The organism is Zobellia sp. B3R18, assembly GCF_018860715.1.
GTDB classification, from domain to species: Bacteria; Bacteroidota; Bacteroidia; order Flavobacteriales; family Flavobacteriaceae; genus Zobellia; species Zobellia russellii.
On sequence record NZ_JAHKQG010000011.1, the window covers coordinates 814,227 to 837,369 of the forward strand.

Here is a 23,143-nt window from a genome sequence, read left to right on the forward strand (position 1 = left end):
AGTCTTGGTCTTTCCAAAAACAAAGAGCCGCCCAATAGTTGAGCGGCCCTATAGCTTGTAAACTTCTATATTGACTTATCCTTTATCATCATAAAAGAACTGCTCTTTTACAATTTTGCCATCCTGAACTTCATATACGGCTATTTCGGACATGGTAGAACGTTGTCCAGATGGTTTATGGGTCGTATCCATGGTAAACTTTACGGAAAACCAATTGTCCGCTACCACTGGATCTGAAGCCTTACTACTGTGCACCTCAAAATTTTCTTGCCACCACTCCCCTTTTTTCTTGATGCCTTCAAAGCCTTCAACATAAGCGCCCTCGGCCTTTCCATCGTTTTCAATACTAACGATTTTATCGCTGTACAATTCTTGATACGGCTTTTCAAAGTCACCCGCATTGCACCATGCTACTAATTTTGAAGCTATTTCATTTGTTTCCATGACTGTTTGTTTTATTGATTACCTCAACAAAATACGACACAGACCTCTGAATAGCAAAACACTAGAAGTAATTTAAACTGATGTTAATCTTAAAAAAACCGAATTGCGTTAATTTAGTTGGGTTCTACCACTAATTTGCTGGAAAGTAAATTGAACAACTGCTGGGTTTCTATAGAGTCCTTAAGATTAATGAAGAGCTTTAAAGAATCATGATGTACAATCTTGATTTTTTGATTTTCTAAATTATCTACATAGACATACACCTTTTTGTCCGTAAGCGAATCCTTGAATTCCTGAAAAACCCCTTTCTCCTTTTCCAATGCCGAAAAACCATTAAGACGAACCATGGGCGGAATTTTAGGTACAAGGTCTACACTGTCTAAAGCGGAAAACGGAACTTCTTGCCAATAAAACCCTGACACGACCCTTAAGCCGGTAGCATCTGTTTTGGTCCAATTTTTAAAATGAAGAACAAAGGCGAACAGACAAATGATCACCGTTAGTACGCCCAAAATATTCCAGAATACATGTCCTTTTTTCTGCATGTCAGTAGTAATTTTTCATTTTGTAGCTTGGTAAGTGTTCTATACCAGTACCAATTACTCTATGAACGCACAAAAGTGGTGAAAATTTCGGATAGCCCTTAATATTTTATTACCAAGAGCGTTTATCACTTGCTAAGACCTCTTTATATACCTAATTTAGTTTATCGTTTCAAAGCAGTTTAAGAGAATTGCTGCCCAAAACTATTAACATGTTTCATATTATTTGTTTATGACCCAAAATACCAAAGAAAACCAAAGACTGGAAGACCATTATAGCAAGAAAAAAGATTGGCTTAAATGGGGCCCGTACTTAAGTGAACGTCAATGGGGAACGGTACGTGAAGACTACAGTGCTAATGGTGATGCTTGGAACTACTTACCACATGACCATGCCCGGAGTAGAACCTACCGCTGGGGAGAAGATGGTATTGCCGGTATTTCTGACCGTTATTGCAACATCTGTTTTTCGGTGGGGCTTTGGAACGGTAAGGACCCCATCTTAAAGGAACGTCTCTTTGGGCTTACCGGTCCGCAGGGAAACCATGGCGAAGATGTTAAGGAACTCTACTATTATTTAGAGAACACACCATCTCATTCGTACATGAAACATCTTTATAAATACCCTCAAAATGAATTTCCTTACAATCAATTGGTAGCGGAAAACCAAAAAAGGGGCAAGCATGATACTGAATTTGAGCTTCTGGATACGGGAATTTTTGACAATAATGAATATTTTGATGTCCATACCGAATATGCCAAGGCGGAAGGAGAGGATATTTTAGTAAAGATTTCCGTTAGTAACCGTGGGCCTAAAGAAGCATTAGCAGTGGTTCTACCAACTATTTGGATACGGAATTTTTGGAGTTTTACCGGCATGGAAGAAAAACCGGTCATCAAGAAAAAAGGAAACAAAAAAGCTCCCCACCTAAGTATAGACCACAGTTACGTGGGCAAGTACAATCTCTATTTTGATGCTCCGGACCGACTGCTCTTTACAGAGAACGAAACCAATATGGAACGCGTCTTTAACGGCACCAACGAGCATCCTTTTAAAAAAGACCTATTTCATGATGCCGTGATAAATAGTGATTTCTCGCTGGCCGAAAAAAATACCAAAGGCACTAAATGTGCCCCCATGTACGAGTTGAATATAGCTGCCGGTGAAACCAAAACGATTAGATTAAGGCTTTCAACACAGGATATCAACTCACCTATTGACGATTCCTTTGAATCGGTTTTTGAGGAAAGGATAAAGGAGTCCAATGAGTTTTTAAATTCTATAACCGAAAAATCTTCCCAGGAAGAAAGAGAAATTCAAAAACAAGCTTTTGCGGGCTTACTCTGGACAAAACAATATTACAACTACGAAGTAGAACAATGGCTGAACGGCGACCCGGGCACCACGCCCCCTCAAGAAAGGAAACATGGCCGTAACAGCACTTGGACAACATTTAGAAACCATGATATTCTTTCCATGCCAGATGCTTGGGAATACCCCTGGTTTGCAGCATGGGATTCAGCATTCCACTGCGTTACGTTCTCCATGGTTGACCATGAATTTGCAAAAAAACAACTCTTGCTTTTCACTAAGGAATGGTACATGGCCGCAAACGGTCAGATACCTGCCTACGAATGGAATTTTAGCGATGTTAACCCACCCGTTCAAGCGTGGGCGGCCATTCAGATATATCAGATGGAACAGCGCAAGACAGGAACGGGAGACCTGAGTTTCTTAAAACGGATGTTCAACAAATTAGCCCTAAACTTTACATGGTGGGTAAATAGGGAAGATAGCCTGAACAACAATGTTTTTGAAGGCGGATTTCTAGGTTTGGACAATATTGGAGTGTTTGACCGTAGTAACGGTGTTCCCGGTGGCGGTATCTTGGAGCAGGTAGATGGCACCTCTTGGATGGCGCTTTACTGTTTGAATATGCTGGAAATGGCCCTTGAAATTGCCATTCATGATGATACTTTTGAAGATATGGCCCTTAAATACTTTGGGCACTTTGTTTTTATAGCCGAAGCCTTGAACAAAATTATCGAGGGCTCCATGAGTTCTTGGGATGAAAAAGAAGGCTTTTTCTATGACACTCTTATTCTGCCAGATGGTAAAAAAATTCCAATTAAGGTGCGTTCCATATCGGGTCTTTTGTCGTTAGCGGCAGTTCTAAATATTAGAAAAGAATGTCTGGATAAGTTACCAAGGTTCAAAGCCAGTATGGACTGGTACCGTACTTACCGTATGGAAACTCAAAAATATCAAGTTATTGAGGAGTTTAGCCCCGATAAGGACGTACTGCTATCCTTAGTTCCCCAAGAACGCTTAAGTATACTTATTCACAGTATATTGGATGAATCTGAATTTTTAAGTGACTATGGTATTAGGTCCTTATCCAAAATTCATGAAACCAAATATGAGATAGAAATTAATGGTTCAACCTACGGTATAAATTATGAGCCCGCAGAATCGTCAACAGATTTGTTTGGAGGAAACTCTAACTGGCGCGGACCTATATGGATGCCTATGAACTATCTATTTATAAGTTCTTTTAAGGAATACCATAATCATTTTGAGGACAATTTAAAGTTTGACTACCCTACAGGAAGCGGCAACCAGCTCAATTTAAAAGAGATAGGGTTCGAAATAAGTAAAAGACTAATTGGTATTTTTAGAAAGCACGAAAACGGAAATAGACCCGTGAACGAATTGGAAAAAGAAAAATATACCGATGAGCATTTTAAAGAACTGATCTTGTTCTATGAATATTTTGATGGAAATAATGGTCGTGGTGTAGGAGCATCTCACCAAACCGGTTGGACTGCATTGGTAGCCAACCTAATTGAAGAAATCAATAGATAAGCTAGGCATTAAAGGAACCGAATTAAGCCAGAGAGGACTCTAGAACAATAGGGCTTTTAATGGTAAAGGTAAAAGTTGCGCCTTCGCCAACTTGGGATGTAACATGTATGCTACCTCCTAAGCCTTCTACAACCTTTTTTACGGTAGCCAAACCAATTCCCGTCCCTTTTTCCCCATATCTGTCTTTCTCTGATACAACCTCAAATATCTTAAAGATTTTTTCTTGGTTATCCTTATGAATACCGGGACCATTATCCTTTACTGCAAATTCATAAAATCCATTCTCTTCTTTAATTAGCAAATCAATTTTAATCTTGGGCTTATCATTATACTTGATAGCATTAGCTATCAGATTTATCAAAATTTGCTCAACGGCAACTTTATTGGCACGGATTTCAGTCAGTTCACTGGTTACATTTATAGAACATTCCTTTTGACCGCCAAAAAGTTCGTTAATGGTTTGCTGCAAATCGGCTAATTGTATGTTGGTCTTATCCTCCATTTTGTACTGACCGGATTTACTGTAACTCAACAAGCCCTCTATCAACTTTTTAAGTGTTTCCGAAGAACTTTTTATGAATCCAATAATTTGCTTGCCCTCATCATCCATTTTAGGCGCATACACATCTTCTAAGCAATTAGACAGCGTAATAATATTATTTAAGGGGGATTTTAAATCATGGGCCGCCACGGCAGCAAAATTATCTAGTTCTCTATTCGCGAGTCGTAAGTCTTTATTTGCTTTTTCCAACTCCATTTTCTTTTTACGAAGATTAAGGAGGTTCATTACCTGATCGGAGAGTATCTTTAAAGCACTTAGCTGGCTTTTTGTTAACTGTTTTGGTTCATGGTCAATAACACAAAGTGTTCCTAGCGGTAATCCACTAGCCCCTTTGAGGGTTACACCGGCATAAAAAATTACGTTGGGGTCGCCCACAACTATGGGGTTATCATGAAAACGCTCATCAGCTCTTGCGTCCTCAATTACAAATAAATTGCTCGGTTCATGAATTGTATGGCCGCAAAAGGAATACTTTCTTTCCGTTTCACTTACGTCTAAACCATGATGCGCTTTAAACCACTGTCTATCTTTATCTAAAAGGGTAATTACAGAAATAGGTGTTCCGCAAATTTCGGAAGCCAGTAAAACCAAATTATCATAATCTTCCTCTAGCTGTGTATCCAGAATAGCATAGGACTCAAGAAGCTCAAGACGCTCTGCTTCACGGTCATGATTTTTGGGGGCTATCATAATTGCAAGTTTTTACGGACCAAAGATATCGAATAGAATAACGGTCCTTAATCTAAACGGAATTCATTCTTGAATCTTATAGAAGATTAAAGTTAAAAAATAAACGTAGAACTATTCCTACATTTAACATAATTATGCGAAACGTACGCGCCAAGTAAGCATTTATTTTTGCTAATAACTAGAAACCGAAGCACCAACGGAGCAATTATCCCAAACCAACATCTAAGGTCATCATAACAATAAATCCCGCAACAAAACCCATTGTGGCTATATCTGTATACTTATCTTGCTGGGTTTCCGGTATGACCTCTTCAACTACAACAAAAATCATAGCCCCGGCTGCAAAAGACAACGCATAAGGCAATATAGGTTGAAAAGTTAAAACTGCCCATGCCCCTAAAACAGCAGCAATGGGCTCAACAATTGCGGAAGCTTGCCCATACATAAAGCTTTTTGTCCTGCTCAGTCCCTGTCTTCGTAAAGGCATTGCCACCGCAAAACCTTCAGGAAAATTTTGTAGACCTATTCCCAAGGCCAAAGCTACGGCACCTCCAATACTAGCGCCTTCAAAACCAGCGGCAACACCACCAAATAATACACCTACGGCCAAACCTTCAGGAATATTATGAAGTGTAATTGCCAATGTTAACAAGGTAGTACGGTGCCAAGGGGTTTTAATTCCTTCCTTTTCGCTTTCCTTAAAATTAATATGCAGATGGGGCAGCACCTTGTCTAAACCAAAAATAAAGAACGAACCCAAAAGAAACCCAACAGCGGCGGGAATCACTTTTACAAAACCCTCGCCAGGGCTCATTTCTATACCCGGAGCCAACAGACTCCAAAAACTGGCCGCCACCATAACCCCTCCGGTAAAGCCCAACATACCATCCAAGAGCGCACGGTTCATACCTTTAAAAAGAAAAACCAAAGCTGCACCAGCTGCGGTCAGGCCCCAAGTAAAAAGCGTAGCATAAAAAGCCGCTAAAACGGGATCAATAGATTCAAAATAAGTAATAATCTCTTGCATATTATTCTGTTATTTTAAGATACAGGTTTGCTGCAATTTGGTCCGAAATTCGAATATCATCTCCTTTGACCTGAATATGCAACGACCCGTCAAACTCCTCCCTCTCCATTACCAAAATGGTATCTCCCAAGGCTATTTTATTTTTATCCAGAAATTTAAGAAATGGGGCTGATGAATCTTTTACACCAACACATGTACCACTTGCACCAACAGGTACCTCGTTTAACAATTTTTTTACCGCTTTCTTAAACTCGCCACTTTTAGAAGGAATGGGGTCTCCATGTGGGTCAACCTGAGGAAAACCAAGTAATTTATCCAGTCTATCCGTTAATTTTTCGCTTTTAATGTGTTCCAATTGTTCAGCCACCTCATGTACCTCGTCCCAAGCAAAATTTAACTTTTCAACTAAAAAAACCTCCCACAACCTATGCTTCCGTACAAGGGTAAGTGCTACCTTCTGGCCATATTCCGTAAGGCAGACACCTTTATATTTCCTATAGTTGGCCACTCCCTTATCAGAAAGTTTCTTCACCATATCCGTTACGGAAGAGGGTTTTGTATTCATCTGTTCCGCTACCTCGTTGGTAGAAACCATGCTGTTTTCACCCTTTCCTAGGTGATAAATGGCCTTTATATAATCTTCTTCTGAAAGTGTCATAAAATTTCAATCACACAAAAATACATTTTTATATCCAAAAACAAATATTTAGTTTTGTCTAAATTTTAGTTTAAGCTGATGAAAATAAATTTAAAGCCGAGTCTATATTTCATATGTTTCCTGATAACTGGACTTGCATATGCCCAAAACAATACAATTGCCGGAACCATTTCGGATAACAGTGAGACCGTTCCGTTCGCAAACATTTATCTAAAAGGAACCAAAATTGGCACTTCTACATTAGAAGATGGGTCTTATATTTTAAAGAATATACCTGCGGGCACTTACAAATTGCAAGTTTCGGTATTGGGATATCAAGATTTCTCCACAAAGGTTACTTTCAAAAACAACGAAGATAAAACACTTGACATAACAATAGACCCAGCTTCCGAGCAATTAGAGGAAATGGTTGTCACTGGAACACTAAAGGCAGTTAACCGATCGGAAAGCCCTGTTCCCGTAGAAGTTTACAGCCCTACTTTTCTAAAAAAGAACCCCACCGCCAGCATTTTTGAAGCTTTACAAAACGTTAATGGCGTACGCCCGCAAATCAATTGCAATGTTTGCAATACAGGTGATATTCATATTAACGGACTTGAAGGCCCTTATACCTTGGTTTTAATAGACGGAATGCCCATTGTTAGCGGCTTAGGTACGGTTTACGGTCTTTCCGGAATACCCAATTCGCTCATAGAACAGATTGAAATTATTAAAGGGCCTGCCTCTACACTTTACGGCAGCGAAGCAGTGGGAGGATTAATCAATATTATCACTAAAAACACCTTAGAGACCCCTGATTTCTTCGCAGATGCCTTTGTAACCGGCTGGGGTGAATTTAACATTGATGTTGGGGCCAAAATTAACTTGGGAAAAAAGACCGATATGCTTCTAGGCATCAACTACTTTAATTACGATAACCCAATTGATAATAACGGTGACAACTTTACCGACCTAACTTTACAGGATCGTATTTCTGTATTTCAAAAATGGAACTTTCAACGAAAAGAGAACCGTATTTTCTCTCTTGCAGGGCGATTTTTCTATGAAGACCGTTGGGGCGGTGAAATGCAATGGACTCCGGAATTTAGAGGGGGCGATGAAATTTATGGGGAAAGTATCTACACCCGTAGATGGGAGGTTTTAGGAAAGTATCAACTACCTATTAAGGAAAAAGTACTTTTTTTTTTCTCGTATAATGACCACAGCCAAAACTCCGTTTACGGAGATACGCCCTATATTGCTGATCAGCGTATAGGTTTTGGCCAGTTTACTTGGGATAAGTCCTTAGGGTCTCACGACCTCCTAATTGGTTCCGCCATACGCTATAATTATTACGATGATAATACCACAGCAACCACTTCCGTAGATGAAGTAGTTATACCTAGTTTATTCATTCAGGACGAAATTTCATTGGCCAAACAACATTCCCTTTTATTGGGTATGCGCTATGATTATGATAAGAGGCATGGCAGCATTTACACCCCAAGAACAGCATATAGATTTAAAATTACTGATAATGATATCATACGTCTTAATGCAGGTACAGGTTTTAGGGTCGTAAACCTATTTACCGAAGAACATGCCGCGCTAACAGGTGCCCGTGATGTTATCGTAACCGAAGAGCTCAAACCCGAACAATCATTTAACGTGAATCTAAATTACCTTAAAAAAATATATGCGGACAATGGTACTTTTGTTAGCATAGATGCTTCGGTATTTTACACGAATTTTAGCAATGCCATTTTACCCGATTATGATACGGACCCGAATAAAATCATTTACGACAACCTCAATGGAAAATCTGTTTCAAAGGGAGTAAGCGCCAACGTTGATTTTTCTTTTACCAATGGATTTAAGTTCTTACTGGGTGCTACGCTGCAAGACGTGAGTCAAACCGAAAACGGGGTTACGGAACGTCAAATATTAAGCGAAAGCTTCACGGGAACATGGAATGCATCTTATGAAATTAAGAACATAGACCTATCAATAGATTATACCGGAAATATTTATGGCCCCATGCGCTTACCCACTCTTGGCGAAAGCGACCCCAGAAGCGATTATTCGCCTACATGGAGCATTCAAAACATTCAGTTTACTTGGAAGGGCCTTGAAAATTTTGAGTTCTACGGAGGAATTAAAAACTTGCTAGACTGGACTCCCAACCGCGGCAACCCCTTTATCATTGCCCGCGCCCATGACCCTTTTGACAAGAATGTCACTTTTGACCCCAACGGAAATGTGGCGGCAACACCCAACAATCCTGATGCATTAACTTTTGACCCATCTTACGTATATGGCCCCAACCAAGGTATTCGGGGATTTTTTGGTTTGAGGTATCGCATCAATTAAAAATGAAATGCGCTCGAGTAGAATCGCTACTTTTGAAAAAGTAACGATTCTATATTAGCCCTTGGAAAACACAAAACATTTTGACTACATCATCATTGGTGCCGGAGCGGCCGGTCTAATGCTTGCCAATGCCATGGTCAAAGACGATTTTTTCAAGAGCAAGTCAATTTTACTTTTAGATAAAGATGCCAAAAAAACAAATGATAGAACATGGTGTTTTTGGGAAAAGGGTGATGGGAAGTTTGATTCCATCGTTTTCAAAAAATGGGACCGTATTTACTTTGGAAGTAAACAATTTTCCAAAGATTACTCCATTGCACCTTACCAGTATAAAATGGTGCAAGGCATTGATTTTTACCGGACCTATTTTGGTGCTTTAAAGCAGCAACCTAATGTTACCTTTCAACAAGAACAGGTTACCAGAATAGCGGATCAAGGTTCTAAAGTTATGGTCCTTACAGATAATAATACCTATTCAGCTTCCAAAGTCTTTAGCAGTAGTTTTGATTACAAAATGGCTACGCATCAAAAGAAATATCCAGTACTGCAACAGCATTTTCTAGGGTGGACCATAAAAACTGAAAAGCCGATTTTCAATCCCCTTCAAGTAACATACATGGATTTTTCCGTTCCGCAGAAAGGAAATACCCGCTTTATGTACATTCTTCCGTCTTCCAAAAATGAAGCTCTTGTTGAATACACGCTATTCTCAAAAAATCGCTTGGAAAAAGTAGAATACGAAGAAGCCTTGACAAACTATCTCGAAGACCTTCTAAAAGGTGATTCCTATAAAATAGACGAAGTTGAACAAGGAAGTATACCCATGACTTCCTATGATTTTAGCGAGCACCACACCAAAAATATTCGTTATATAGGTACAGCTGGCGGATGGGCCAAACCCAGTACGGGCTACACTTTTATGAGTACTGCCAAGAAAATTCCTGTACTTGTTGATTTTATTAAAACCGAAAAATCGTTAAATGAACTAAGTTTTAAAAACCGATTTTGGTTTTACGATTTACTGTTCTTAGATGTCTTAACCGAACACAATGAAAAAGGACATTCCATATTTGAATCGCTTTTCAAAAAATGCCCTCCACAACTGATACTCAAATTTTTGGACGAGGACACTACCCTCTTAGAAGACCTCAGATTTATATCTTCCTGCCCCACAAAACCTTTTGTTAGGGCGCTGTTGGGGAGAATCTAACTAGCCAGAAAACCCTCAATTTACAATTTCATAAATTATTGTACCCACTTTTATTTTTTTGATAAAAAATAGACTCATAATCAAAAATTAACTACTTTTAACATAATTTAACTAACTAAACAACAATTTATGAATTACGAATCCTTTCTTAGGAAGAAGTTCGGTATGCTCAAACTTTGCCGATTCTTAACTCTAATTTTGTTTCTCGGCGGAATATCAATTTCATCTCTACATGCCCAAGAAACCTCTGTTTCAGGAACGATTACCTCAGCTTCGGACGGGCTCCCGCTTCCAGGCGTCTCAATTATTGATGTAAATGACCCCTCAACAGGTGTCGTTGCCGATTTTGACGGTAATTTTTCAGTCACCTTAAAAAATGGCAATACTAGCCTTAGATTTTCTTATATAGGCTTCAAATCTCTTGTCATGCCGGTTAATGGTCAGAAAACCCTTAACGTAACCATGGAAGAAGATGTTGCCAATTTAGAGGAAGTAGTTGTCGTAGGATATGGCACACAGAAAAAAGCAACGGTAACAGGTGCTGTTACTGCTGTTCAGGGTGCGGTACTAGAAAGCTCTCCTGCGGTAAGTGTATCCAACTCCTTAGCAGGTAGACTCCCCGGGGTAGTTATCATTCAAACAAGTGGTGAGCCAGGTAATGATGAATCTAGTATTAATATTAGAGGCCAAAACACCTTAGGGAACAATCAACCATTAGTAGTAATTGATGGTATTCCAGATCGAGATGGTGGTGTGGGAAGATTAAACCCTGACGATATTGCCAACATTTCAGTACTAAAAGATGCTTCTGCTGCAATTTATGGGGCAAGAGCAGCAAACGGTGCCTTAATCGTTACAACCAAACAAGGTAAGGTTGGTAAAACAACAGTAACCTATAAGGCAGATTTTGGTCTGGCAAGGCCTACCAGTGTTCCAGAAATGGCTAATGCTTCTGAGTATTTGACTATTATGAATGAATTATCCATTTTCAACAGTAACATTCCGGCAGACCAATGGGGTGCTGCTTGGGCGGATATGCAATCTCAAGGAAATTACGCAATTCCTGGCACGGATGAAGTAGTTAATGCCGCATTTAGTCCTGAAACTGTTAGAGGTCACCGCGAGGGAGCTGACCCATGGCTGTATCCTGATACTGACTGGTTTGATTCCACTTTTAAAAACTATGCAGAACAAAGCCGTCATAATATTTCTGTAAGTGGAGGTAGTGAAGCTGTTAAGTTTTATACATCTATTGGTTACACAGATCAAGACGCAATTTATAAAAACTCTGCTAACAGGTATCAGCAATATAACTTCCGTATCAACACAGATATAGAGGTAAATAAATACATCAACACAAAACTAGGGTTTTCATACCGGAAAGAAGATAGAACCTTTCCAACGCAAGGAGCGGGTGCTATTTTCAGAATGTTAATGCGTGGTAGACCAAATGAGCCTGCTGTATGGCCAAATGGACTTCCAGGACCGGATATTGAAAACGGTCAACAACCTGTGGTTGTTACCACTAATGCTACTGGTTATGACAAACGTCCTACGGACTATCTTCAGCTTACTGCATCTGTAGACATAACCAATCCATGGGTAAAAGGACTAAAAATGACTTTACTTACGGGTGTAGACCAAAGTCAACAGCGTCAAAAATTATGGGAAACCCCATGGACACTATACTCTCTTGACAGGGATAATTATATAGCTACCGGTAATCCCGTTTTAACAGGAGCCATTAAATCAAACTTCACGGATGCCAGGTTGACACAATTCTCGGCCAACAACCTTAATGTTAACCTAACCGGGCTATTATCTTATGACCGTACATTTGGGGACGACCATACATTGGGCTTAATGGCTGGTGTTACTAGAGAATCTTTTCAAGGCGAGTTCTTTTCCGCATTTAGAAGAAATTATCTGTCTCCCGCGGTAGACCAATTATTCGCTGGTGGATCCGACCAACAAAACACCAATGGTAGTGGATATAACCGAACTAGACTTGGTTACTATGGCCGTGCCCAATATAACTATAAAGAGAAATATTTAGCTGAATTCATCTGGAGATATGATGGCTCATATATTTTCCCAGGTGCTGATCGTTTCGGATTTTTCCCTGGTGTTCTTGTAGGTTGGAATATAAATAACGAGGACTGGTTCAATGTTAAAGGAATTGACTACCTAAAACTTAGAGCATCCTATGGACAGATGGGTAATGATCAAGTTTTCTTTAATGATGCATTACAAGAGTATGCTTTTTTAAACACATACGGGTTTGGACAGTACCCAATAAATGGAAATGTTTCAACCACTTTGCAGGAAACAGTTTTGGCCAATCCAAGTTTTACATGGGAAAAGGCGAACAATCTTAACGTTGGTCTTGACGGTATAGTTATTGACGGTAGTCTAAGCTTTACTTTAGAATACTTTCTAAATAAAAGAGATCAAATCCTAATACAGGAAACAGGATCAACACCTGGATCATCGGGAATATCGGAGCTTCTACCTCCTGTAAATGCTGGAAAAGTAAGTAATGAAGGTTTTGAATTTTCTTTTAACTATTACGGTGGAAATGAGGATGGCTTTAAGTATGACATTGGAGTTAACGGAGGCTACGCTAAGAACACCGTAGACTTCTTAGATGAAACTCCAGGAATTCCAGAATATCAAAAATTAGAAGGAAAACCTATAGGTTCTTACCTCGTATATGAATCAGACGGTGTATTTCAAGACTTGGCGGAGATTTCTAGCAATACTTTAGATTATAGTGCAGTTAAAGGCAACTTGGAACCAGGTGATATGAAGTTTAAGGATGTTAATGGTGATGGCATTATTAACGATTTAGATCAAGTTAGATTGGATGAAAGTTTATTCCCTAATTTCAACTATGGTATTACCCTTAATGCTTCCTATAGAAATTGGGATCTTTCCGTTCTCTTTCAAGGTGCTACAGGCGCCTCACTTCCTATTCAAACGGAATCTGGAGATATTGGAAATTACTTGAAATATAGTTATGATAATAGATGGAGTATTGACAACCCAAGTAGTGAACACCCAAGATTAGCAAGTAGAGGAGATACTTATTATTCTGGTGGCGCATATGGAAACAATACGTATAACCTGTTTGACAAAGATTATTTAAGATTGAAAAATGTTCAACTGGCCTATGATTTTCCAAGCGAGTGGGTTGAATCCTTCGGTCTCTCTAAATTTAGAGTCTACGTAAGTGGATTAAATCTAGTTACATGGGCAAAACAGGATATTTATGACCCTGAATCAACGGTGACGAATGGACAGTTTTATCCGCAGCAATCCGTATTTAACACAGGGTTTAGTTTAACATTTTAAAAAAAAATCATGAAAAAAGAAAGATTATTTATTTTAGGATTGTTGGCGGTTGCTATGCTGCCAATCTCCTGTAAAGAGGATTTTCTAGATACTCAGCCCTTAGATAAAATTTCAGCTGACGCTACTTGGGCGGACGGAGCTCTTTCCGAGGCATTTGTTTTTAATGTATATGCATCACTAGGCTACGGTGGCTTTGAAGAAGAGAGCCTTGCATCCCTTACAGACGAAGCTATGTTTACCCACTCCGGTAGAGGTATAAATGTAATTACCGAGGGTACTTTATCTGCAGCAACAACAGGTAATGCTCGTATAATTCCCCAATGGAACGAGCTATTTTCGGCAATTAGAAAAGCGAATATTGCTTTAAAGGAATTACCGGAAGCAACTTTTGACAATGCTGAGCTTAAGGATAGATTAATGGGAGAGTCTTATTTTTTAAGGGCATATTACTATCATCAGCTAATGCGCTACTATGGCGGCGCTCCTTTAGTTGACAGACCTTATGACCTTAATGAAGATTATTCTATTGCTAGAAGCACCTATGCTGAGAATGTAGACTTTGTACTGAACGATATAGAAAATGCTATATCACTTCTTGATGGCAAGGAACAGACTCGCGGAAGAGCTTCAAAACTAAGTGCAATGGGTCTAAAATCTAGAGTTTTACTCTATGCCGCTAGTGATTTACGTGACGGACCTACAGCTAGTTCTCAATCTTCAACACTTGGTAGTTATTCCAATTTAGAGTTAGTAGCGTATCCCTCAGGCGATAGAAATGCTAGATGGACCGCTGCTAGAAGTGCTGCCAAAGACATATTGGATATGGCCTCTGGTTATAAATTAGACCTTTCTGCTCCGGTATCAGCTGAAGAAGGTTTTCAGAATTACTTGTCCGTATCAATGGGCGGTGGTAGTGCTGTAGGAGATGCTGCAGCCAACGTAGAACTTCTATTTGAACGCACACATTCCCCACTGTTTACAGAGGAAAGCAATTGGCCTTTAGGCGGTATTCACCAGGGCATCAATAACGGACCAAATGGTTATCATAACTGGGCAGGTAATACACCTATTCAGCAATTAGTAGATGACTATCAAATGATGGACGGATCTGATTTTGACTGGGAAAACCCTGCACATGCCGCTGATCCCTATGCTAATCGTGATCCTAGGTTAAAGGCTACCATACTTTATGATGGTGCAGACTGGAAACCGCGCCCGGATGACGTGGCTGCAATTGACCCGAACAATCAAATTCAGACCGGATCATATGATAACGGTACTGATGAGAAAGTTCCTGGAGTTGATACGCGTAACTCCCCTATTGAAAACTGGAACGGAAGTAGAACCGGATATTATGTTCGTAAATTTATTGATCCAGATCCCGCAATTGTGGACAACCAATCCAGTGCACAGGTAGTTCCCTGGCCGTTTATTAGATATACAGAGATAGTTCTCAATTATGTTGAGGCATCTATTGCTCTTGGTGATGAGGGTGAAGCTAGAGCCTGGCTAAATAAAATTCGCTATAGAGCAGGAATGCCTGAAATTACTGCCACGGGCGATGATTTAGTTGAGGCGTACAGAAACGAACGAAGAGTTGAACTCGCTTACGAAGAACATCGTTATCATGATGCTAGACGTTGGATGATTGCAGGAGAAACCTTAGGTCGTGTTATAAAGGTCATGAAAGTTGAAGCTACTCTAAAACCGGGCGCAACACCACTTTCTCCTTACAAATATGACCCTACGGTTTACGATTATAGCTACAATGTAGTAGACAATACTGATAACGAAACCAGAACATGGGATGACAAAATGTATTTCATGCCCATAAGTAGAGATGAAATAAATCGTAACGATTTATTGATTCAAAATCCTGGGTACTAGTCCCACATATAATTTATTTTAAAAATCTATCCGCTATATAGCGGATAGATTTTTACTTTTATACTATGACCAAATCTCTCTTTACATATTTCAGATGGAGTTACTTAACAGCACTTTTCCTTATTATTAGCTGTACCAAAGAAACAAAGACGTCTCAAACAAAAACAGAGCAACAGAGTAACCCTCTCTTTACGCTATTGTCCGCAGAAGAAACCAACATTCACTTTCAAAATGAACTTAAAGAAAGTTTGAATGCCAATGTGTTGGTCTATGAATACCTATACAATGGCGGTGGGGTCGCAACCGGAGATTTTAATGGTGACAACTTAATTGATATATATTTTACTTCCAATATGGGGGCAAACGAGTTTTATATCAACCAAGGTTCTATGACATTCCTTAACGCTACCAAAACAGCCAAAGTAGGAGGAAGACCTGGACCATGGAAAACGGGGGTTTCCGCAGCAGACGTTAATGGCGATGGAAAATTGGACCTTTATATATGTTATTCAGGTGCACTACCTCCTCATAAAAGAAAAAATCAACTGTTCATAAATCAGGGAAACAATGATGATGGCATACCCATATTTAGCGAGCAGGCAGAACAATATGGTTTAGATAGTGAGGCATTTAGTAATCAGGGATTCTTTTTTGATTATGACCATGATAATGATTTGGACATGTTGCTACTTAATCACAACCCAAAGTCACTTCCTGTTCTAAACGAACAAAGCTCTAAAGTTCTTCTAGAAAAAGATGACCCATTACAAGGAATTAGATTATACAAACAAACTAATGGCAAATTTGTAGATATCACCGCTAAATCTGGAGTTAGCGGATCTGCATTAACTTACGGGTTAGGACTGGGAATTAGTGATTTGAACAATGATGGTTGGCCAGACTTCTATGTGTCCAATGATTATACCATACCAGACTATTTATATCTGAACAATAAGAATGGCACCTTTACCAATTCTATAAAAGATCAGATGGGCCATACCAGTCATTTTTCCATGGGCAATGACATTGCGGATATTAACAATGACGGTTGGCCAGATATTTTCACTTTAGATATGCTTCCTGAGAGCAATAAAAGACAGAAATTGCTCTTAGCTCCTGATAACTATGAAAAATTTGATTTGAATATCCGTAGCGGATTTCATTACCAATACATGCGTAATATGTTGCAAATCAACAATGGCAACAACACTTACAGCGAGATAGGTCAATTAGCTGGTTTGTCCAATACAGATTGGAGTTGGGCGGCATTATTTGCAGATTATGACAATGATGGATACAAAGATTTATACGTAACCAACGGCTATTTTAAAGATTATACCAATCTGGATTTCATTAATTACATGGAGGATTATGTAAAATCCAAAGGGAGATTAAAACGCGAGGATGTACTAGAAATAATCCAACAAATGCCATCTTCCAATTTAAGCAACTATTATTTTTCAAATATAAAAGGGAAGACTTTTAATAACGAAACCATAGACAATGGTATGGGGCAACCCTCTAATAGTAATGGTGCAGCCTATGCCGATTTGGATAATGATGGCGACTTGGACCTAATTGTAAATAACATCAATAAACCTGCATTCATTTACAGAAATGAAGCCAACAAGACTCAATCTAACTATTTAAAAATACAACTTAAAGGAGAAGGCCTTAACACACAAGGAATAGGTGCCAAAATCTCTCTATACACCAATGGCTCTCAACAAACTATTGAGCAGATGCCTACAAGAGGATATTTATCTACGGTCTCCCCTATTTTACATTTTGGATTGGGAAGCACTGCTAAAATAGATTCTTTAAAAATTAAATGGAATACGGGAAAAAGCCAAACCATTCTTAACGCAATGGCCAATCAAACCATTATAGCTAACGAGAGAAATGCAGAATACATAACTGAAAAAAGTAAATCGCAAAAAACTATTTTCAAAAAAGTAGATGAAACTATAAAATTTGTTCATCAAGCATCGTCAATTAACGATTTTAAAAGACAATCATTACTCATCTCCCAGCTCTCTCATACGGGCCCCTCAATGGCAAGTGAAGATATAAATCATGATGGCCTAAAAGACTTGGTCATTGGAGGGAGTAAAGGTCAGGGCACAACACTTTACCTCCAGCAAGAAAACAATCAATTTATACATCAACCTGTTATTGCTTTTGAAGACGATAAAAACAGCCATGACACAGATATAAGTATTTTTGACGCAAATGGGGATAATCATCCGGACATATATGTAGCCAGCGGAGGATATCATAATTACGATCAAAACGACACCCTACTAAGAGACAGGCTTTATCTTGGAGACGGAAAGGGAGGTTTCAAGAGAAATAGTGCTTTACCCCAATTTGTTTCAAGTACCGGCTGTATAGCAATAGCGGATGTAAACGGAGATAATTATCCTGATGTTTTTGGAGGAGGAAGCGTAACTCCCGGTAGATACCCAGAAACCACAAAAAACTACCTTCTCATTAATGATGGAAAAGGCAACTTCACCAATGAAATAAAATCCTTGGCTCCTGAAGCAGAACATCTAGGAATGGTAACGGATGCCAAGTGGCTCGATATTAATAATGATAATAAGAATGACCTTGTAATTGTTGGTAAATGGATGCCCTTATCGGTTTTTGTAAATGTTGATGGTAAGTTAAAAAACAAAACCAGTTCTTTAATTAACGCTCCACTACAAGGATTGTGGAATACGGTAGAAATAGGTGATTTCAACTCTGATGGAAAACCAGATATGATTACCGGAAATATGGGTACCAACACACAGTTCTCTGTTTCAACCGAACAACCTGCAGAACTTTATTTTAAGGACTTTGACAAAAACGGTTCTGTAGACCCACTGTTTACGTTTTATATTCAGGACATAAGCTACCCCTATCTTACCCGAGATGAACTTTTAGGTCAATTACCGGGAAAAAGAAATCAATTCAATAGCTATAAAAACTATGCGGATGCCACTATTGACACCATTTTTTCCAGCGATGATTTAAAAGATGCAAAAAAGCTAACCGCCAACGAAATGAAGACAACCGCACTACTTTCTAACACGGATGGCACTTATGACTTGGCAGATTTACCCATAGAAGCTCAATATGCACCCATACACGCTATTCAAATTAATGATTTTAATGCTGATGGAAACCAAGACCTCTTACTTTTTGGAAACCATCATCATTACAAATTACGTTTAGGCAAGTTTGATGCCAACTACGGATCCCTTTTCTTTGGAGACGGTAAAGGAAACTTTAATTACGTAACCCAAATGGAATCCGGATTAAGTACAAAAGGCTCTGTACAAAGTGCCCTATGGAATAATGATCTATTGTATTTGGGAATTTACGGCGAACAAATACAGACTTACCAATTAAATAAATAGTATACGGAGTAAAGCTATGAAGAAGAAAATTTCAGGTGTTTATTATGTTCTAATAATTGTAGCATTGACTTTGAACTTTGGTTGTTCAACTTCTAACAATGAAAAACTATCGGAACAAGATGTTGCAATTGAATGGGCCAATATGTCCCTTTTTATAACACAGTACACCCCTTCAAATTCTCCAACATTTGCCTCCCGTGGTTTTGCATATATAGGATTAACAATGTACGAATCCATTGTTAACGGGTATACATCTCACCAATCTCTAGCGGGCCAGTTAGATGGTCTTACAACTCTTCCAAAACCAGAGGAAACAGCAGATTATGATTGGGGTCTATCGCTCAATGCAGCCCAAGCAGATATCTTAAGAAACATATATGTACAGACTTCAGATGAAAACAAGCTAAAAATTGACTCCTTGGAAAGTGCAATCTACGAGCAATTTTCCAAAACATTGAGCAATGAAACTGCCCAACAGTCGGTTGCTTACGGGAAGGCAGTTGCGTCCGCAATTTTTGAATGGTCTAAAACGGATGGAGGACATAGAGGGTATTTAAATAATTTTGACAAGGAAATGGTTCATACTACTCGCCCCGGCTCATGGAAACCACCTTTATTCGCGCAATCTTTTAGTCACCACCCATTGCATCCACATTGGGGCAAAAACAGAACTTTCAGTAAAAAGAACCGTTCCTTACCCCTTCCAACTTTTATTCCTTACGATACTCTACCGGAATCTCCCTATTATAAAGAATTCCTACAGGTTTACGAGAAAGATTTGACCCTTACACAATTAGAAAAGGAAGCCGCTATATGGTGGGGAGATGATCCGGATGTAACCTTTACCCCTCCAGGTCATTCTTTCTATATTGCTACCTTGGCTATTGAACAAAAAAGACCACCGTTAATAGAATGTGCAGAGGTCTATGCAAAAACAAGTATTGCGGTTGCCGATGCTTTTATCAAATGCTGGGAATGGAAATATCACTTCTTTTCCGAACGTGCTAACACATTTATTCCAAAGTACATTGATGAAGAATGGGAATCATTTTGGCCAGACCCACCTTTCCCTGCATTCCCATCCGGACATGCTATTCAAGCAGCAGCAGCAGCAGCAGTTTTAGAAGATTCCTTCGGAAAGCAATTTCGTTTTATTGATAAAGCTCACGAAGGTAGAAAGCGAGACGATGTTAGGGACACCGATTTTGTTTCCCGCGAGTTCAATTCCTTTTGGGAGGCTGCCCAAGAAACGGCAGATTCAAGATTCTATGGGGGCATTCATACACCTCAGGATAATAACGTAGGCTTGGAAGAAGGAGTAAAAATAGCTAAGAACATAATTGAACTAAACTGGACACAAACTGACCAATGATAAAGAAATGTCTCTTATTTTTTCTTCTTAATTACCTTACCATTATTACTTGTTTTGGTCAGACAGCTTTTAGTGACGTTACGGAATCTGCAGGTATCAATCATCAGTTTCACGTTTTTGAAGGCACTTTTGGCGGGGGTGCCACAGTTGCTGATTTCAACAATGATGGTTTTGAAGATCTATTCATTACAAGTGGTACGAAAGCCGATGCCCTTTACCTTAACAATGGAGATGGTACGTTTAAAGATATTTACGAACATTCAGGCCTGGAAGTCACTAAGAAATATGTGACGCAAGGTGTTGTTAGTGCAGATGTAAACCGAGATGGATTTCGTGATTTATTTATAACCACTATAAACACAACTGACGGAACCAACAGAATTCCAAGAGCGGAAAACCTATTATTCCTTAACAACGGCGATCTTACTTTTAGAAATGCCACTTCACAATACCAACTAACCGATTTAAATTCGTTCAGCACCGGACCAAGCTTTGGAGATATAAATGCCGACGGATATCCGGATCTTTTCGTTGGCAACTACTTTCAAGAGTTTGAGGGAAAGCTGGGCGTGCTAAAGGACGCTACCATTGTTAGTGCCAATCAAACGTCAAAAAGCTATCTTCTATTGAACGAAAATGGACAAACGTTTAAAAATGTATATGAAGAGTACAACTTAGGTCATAAGGGCTTCGGTTTTGGTGGTGTTTTTACAGATTTTGATAATGATGGCAATCAAGATTTACTGGTCAACCAAGATTTTGGGTATAAAGCGGTACCCAACTTTCTGTATAAAAACCTATACCCAAAAGAATCGTTCATGGATGTCAGTGAAGAAACAGCCATGAGCCTTAAAGAAAACGCAATGGGTTCCGCCGTTGGCGATTTTAATGGCGATGGTCTTCTAGATTATTATGTTACCAACATAAAATTCAACCTTTTAATGCAAAATCAAGGTGAAGGCAAGCCATTTATAGATAGAGCTAAGCCATTAGGCACCTATAAGCTAGCCATAAGTTGGGGCGCTAACTTTGCAGATTTTGACCATGATGGCGATTTGGACTTATTTGTTTCCAACGGTGATCTTAATCCAAACTGTACTCCTATGGGAAATTTTTATTTTGAAAATGAAAATGCATCCTTTACTGAAAAAGGCAGGGAAAAAGCTATAAATGATTATGGTATAGGTAGAGGTTCCGTGGTTTTTGATATGGATAATGATGGTGATTTAGACCTGTTGGTAGTTAACCAAGCACCAACCTTAGAGTACCCAACACCGTCCAAAACAAAATTGTACAGAAACGATTCGGCAACAGGAAATTGGTTAAAAGTAGCCTTAAATGGTGTTGCAGCCGAGAAAAATGGCATAGGCTCTAGAGTAGAAATCGTGGCTAGCGGTAAACGCATGATACGTGAAGTTGATGGCGGTGGATCTAGTCATCTATCCCAAAATTCAACAATTTCTCATTTTGGACTTGCCAATGCCACAAAAGTGGATTCTATTATTGTCACTTGGGCAGGGGGAGAAAAACAGATACTACTAAATCAAGATATTAATCAACAAATAACAATTACTGAAATTCCAGCAGAAAAAAAACAATCCTATTGGTTCATATTTGTTGTAGCCGGTATCTGCGTTATAGCCTTATTACTTTACCGCAGGAAAATCAATAATATATAAACAAACCTAAACCCTCCTTCGCATAAGCCCTTCACCAAACTCTTGAAGAATCTGCTTTTTATCGGATGAGATATTTAGAACATCCAAAAGCCTAAATGACCGTTGGGTATATTCCTCAATGGCCTTCTGAGTATGCTCCGCAGAGCCGCTTTTTATAAAAATTTCTTTTATGGTTTCAATTTTAGCTGAAGGGTCTTTAGGCTGAATGGAATACATATCCAACAAATCTTTCTTTTGATCTGCCGTACCTAGCTCCAAAGCATTAAGGTATAAATAGGTTTTTTTGTTTTCAATAATATCTCCCCCCACTTGTTTTCCAAAAGTCTTGGGATCGCCAAAGGCATCTAAATAATCATCTTGCAACTGAAAAGCGATACCTAAGTTCAATCCAAAATTATAAATATCTTCCTGTTCCTTTTCCGAGGCTTCGGCAATAATTGCTCCCATTTGCAAAGCAGCCGCAACGAGTACCGCCGTTTTAAACTCGATCATTTTAAGGTATTCCGGTAGGGTTACATCGTCACGTTCCTCAAAATCTATATCATACTGCTGACCTTCGCACACTTCCAAAGCGGTCTTACTAAAGAGCTTTGCCAAGTTTTTAAAGGTATGCCCTTCATAGTTTTCGAATAGCTGATACGCCGTGATTAACATGGCATCCCCAGAAAGGATTCCGGTATTTGTATCCCACTTTTCATGTACCGTTACTTTTCCCCTACGCAACGGAGCATCGTCCATAATATCATCGTGAACCAAAGAGAAGTTATGAAAAGTCTCTACTGCCAGGGCCGCCTCTAGAGCCTTCTTATAATCGCTTTCAAACAATTCGGCGGACAACAATGTAAGAACTGGCCTTAAACGCTTACCTCCCAGACCCAAAATATAGGATATAGGAGCGTAAAGGTTATTTGGTTCTCTTTTAACGGACTTCTGTTCTAAAAATGAAATAAACTCTGAACGGTAAAATTCTATGGAATGCATTCAAGAAAATTTTTTCAAAAATAAGACCATTTATATAAAGAATGCCGGTTTAGAAGCTTTTGTAAAAAAATAACCTAAAAAAAATGCAATAGATTTGAAAACCATCGTCTTTACT

At 39.1% G+C, this 23,143-nt stretch carries 14 protein-coding genes; 8 read left to right on the forward strand and 6 right to left on the reverse strand.

Annotated elements, in window-relative coordinates; translation table 11 throughout:
- Positions 1-75: 75 nt before the first annotated feature.
- Both KO513_RS09960 and KO513_RS09965 read right to left on the reverse strand, forming a co-directional pair.
- Complete coding sequence (locus KO513_RS09960; RefSeq protein ID WP_038237264.1) at positions 76-444, reverse strand: nuclear transport factor 2 family protein; 369 nt, start codon at positions 442-444, stop codon at positions 76-78.
- Between the two features lie 113 nt (positions 445-557).
- Positions 558-989, reverse strand: a complete 432-nt coding sequence (locus KO513_RS09965; protein ID WP_215913261.1) for a hypothetical protein — start codon at positions 987-989, stop codon at positions 558-560.
- A 229-nt stretch (positions 990-1,218) separates the two neighbouring features.
- On the opposite strand from KO513_RS09965, the gene KO513_RS09970 reads away from it, so the two are divergent.
- Positions 1,219-3,852 carry an MGH1-like glycoside hydrolase domain-containing protein gene (locus KO513_RS09970; RefSeq protein WP_215913262.1) on the forward strand — a complete coding sequence of 878 codons (2,634 nt, stop codon included), beginning with the start codon at positions 1,219-1,221 and terminating at the stop codon, positions 3,850-3,852.
- 22 nt (positions 3,853-3,874) lie between these two features.
- On the opposite strand, the gene KO513_RS09975 is transcribed toward KO513_RS09970, so the two are convergent.
- The 3 genes from KO513_RS09975 to KO513_RS09985 form a co-directional block, all read right to left on the reverse strand.
- Positions 3,875-5,104, reverse strand: a complete 1,230-nt coding sequence (locus KO513_RS09975; protein ID WP_215913263.1) for a sensor histidine kinase — start codon at positions 5,102-5,104, stop codon at positions 3,875-3,877.
- A gap of 205 nt (positions 5,105-5,309) precedes the next feature.
- Positions 5,310-6,131 carry a ZIP family metal transporter gene (locus tag KO513_RS09980; protein ID WP_215436244.1) on the reverse strand — a complete coding sequence of 274 codons (822 nt, stop codon included), beginning with the start codon at positions 6,129-6,131 and terminating at the stop codon, positions 5,310-5,312.
- Position 6,132: 1 nt separating this feature from the next.
- A complete protein-coding gene (locus KO513_RS09985; protein ID WP_215913264.1) occupies positions 6,133-6,789 on the reverse strand; it encodes a metal-dependent transcriptional regulator in 657 nt (218 codons plus the stop codon).
- Between the two features lie 78 nt (positions 6,790-6,867).
- Here KO513_RS09985 and KO513_RS09990 point away from each other — a divergent pair, with 78 nt between their 5' ends.
- The 7 genes from KO513_RS09990 to KO513_RS10020 all read left to right on the forward strand — a co-directional run bounded on the left by KO513_RS09990 (position 6,868) and on the right by KO513_RS10020 (position 22,047).
- Positions 6,868-9,138 carry a TonB-dependent receptor gene (locus tag KO513_RS09990; protein ID WP_215913265.1) on the forward strand — a complete coding sequence of 757 codons (2,271 nt, stop codon included), beginning with the start codon at positions 6,868-6,870 and terminating at the stop codon, positions 9,136-9,138.
- Between the two features lie 61 nt (positions 9,139-9,199).
- Positions 9,200-10,348: a lycopene cyclase family protein gene (locus KO513_RS09995; protein ID WP_215913266.1), complete on the forward strand. Its 1,149-nt coding sequence runs from the start codon at positions 9,200-9,202 to the stop codon at positions 10,346-10,348.
- Between the two features lie 129 nt (positions 10,349-10,477).
- The gene (locus KO513_RS10000) at positions 10,478-13,702 is read left to right on the forward strand and encodes a SusC/RagA family TonB-linked outer membrane protein (RefSeq protein WP_215913267.1); all 3,225 of its coding nucleotides are present in this window, start codon (positions 10,478-10,480) and stop codon (positions 13,700-13,702) included.
- 9 nt (positions 13,703-13,711) lie between these two features.
- Positions 13,712-15,589 carry a RagB/SusD family nutrient uptake outer membrane protein gene (locus tag KO513_RS10005; protein ID WP_215913268.1) on the forward strand — a complete coding sequence of 626 codons (1,878 nt, stop codon included), beginning with the start codon at positions 13,712-13,714 and terminating at the stop codon, positions 15,587-15,589.
- Between the two features lie 65 nt (positions 15,590-15,654).
- Entirely contained in the window at positions 15,655-18,996 is a 3,342-nt protein-coding gene (locus KO513_RS10010) for a VCBS repeat-containing protein (protein WP_215913269.1), read from the forward strand.
- Positions 18,997-19,012: 16 nt separating this feature from the next.
- Positions 19,013-20,368, forward strand: a complete 1,356-nt coding sequence (locus KO513_RS10015; RefSeq protein ID WP_215913270.1) for a vanadium-dependent haloperoxidase — start codon at positions 19,013-19,015, stop codon at positions 20,366-20,368.
- The gene (locus KO513_RS10020; protein WP_215913271.1) at positions 20,365-22,047 is read left to right on the forward strand and encodes a CRTAC1 family protein; all 1,683 of its coding nucleotides are present in this window, start codon (positions 20,365-20,367) and stop codon (positions 22,045-22,047) included. The genes KO513_RS10015 and KO513_RS10020 overlap by 4 nt, the downstream gene beginning before the upstream one ends.
- 6 nt (positions 22,048-22,053) lie before the next feature.
- On the opposite strand, the gene KO513_RS10025 is transcribed toward KO513_RS10020, so the two are convergent.
- A complete protein-coding gene (locus KO513_RS10025; protein ID WP_215913272.1) occupies positions 22,054-23,028 on the reverse strand; it encodes a polyprenyl synthetase family protein in 975 nt (324 codons plus the stop codon).
- Between the last annotated feature and the right edge of the window lie 115 nt (positions 23,029-23,143).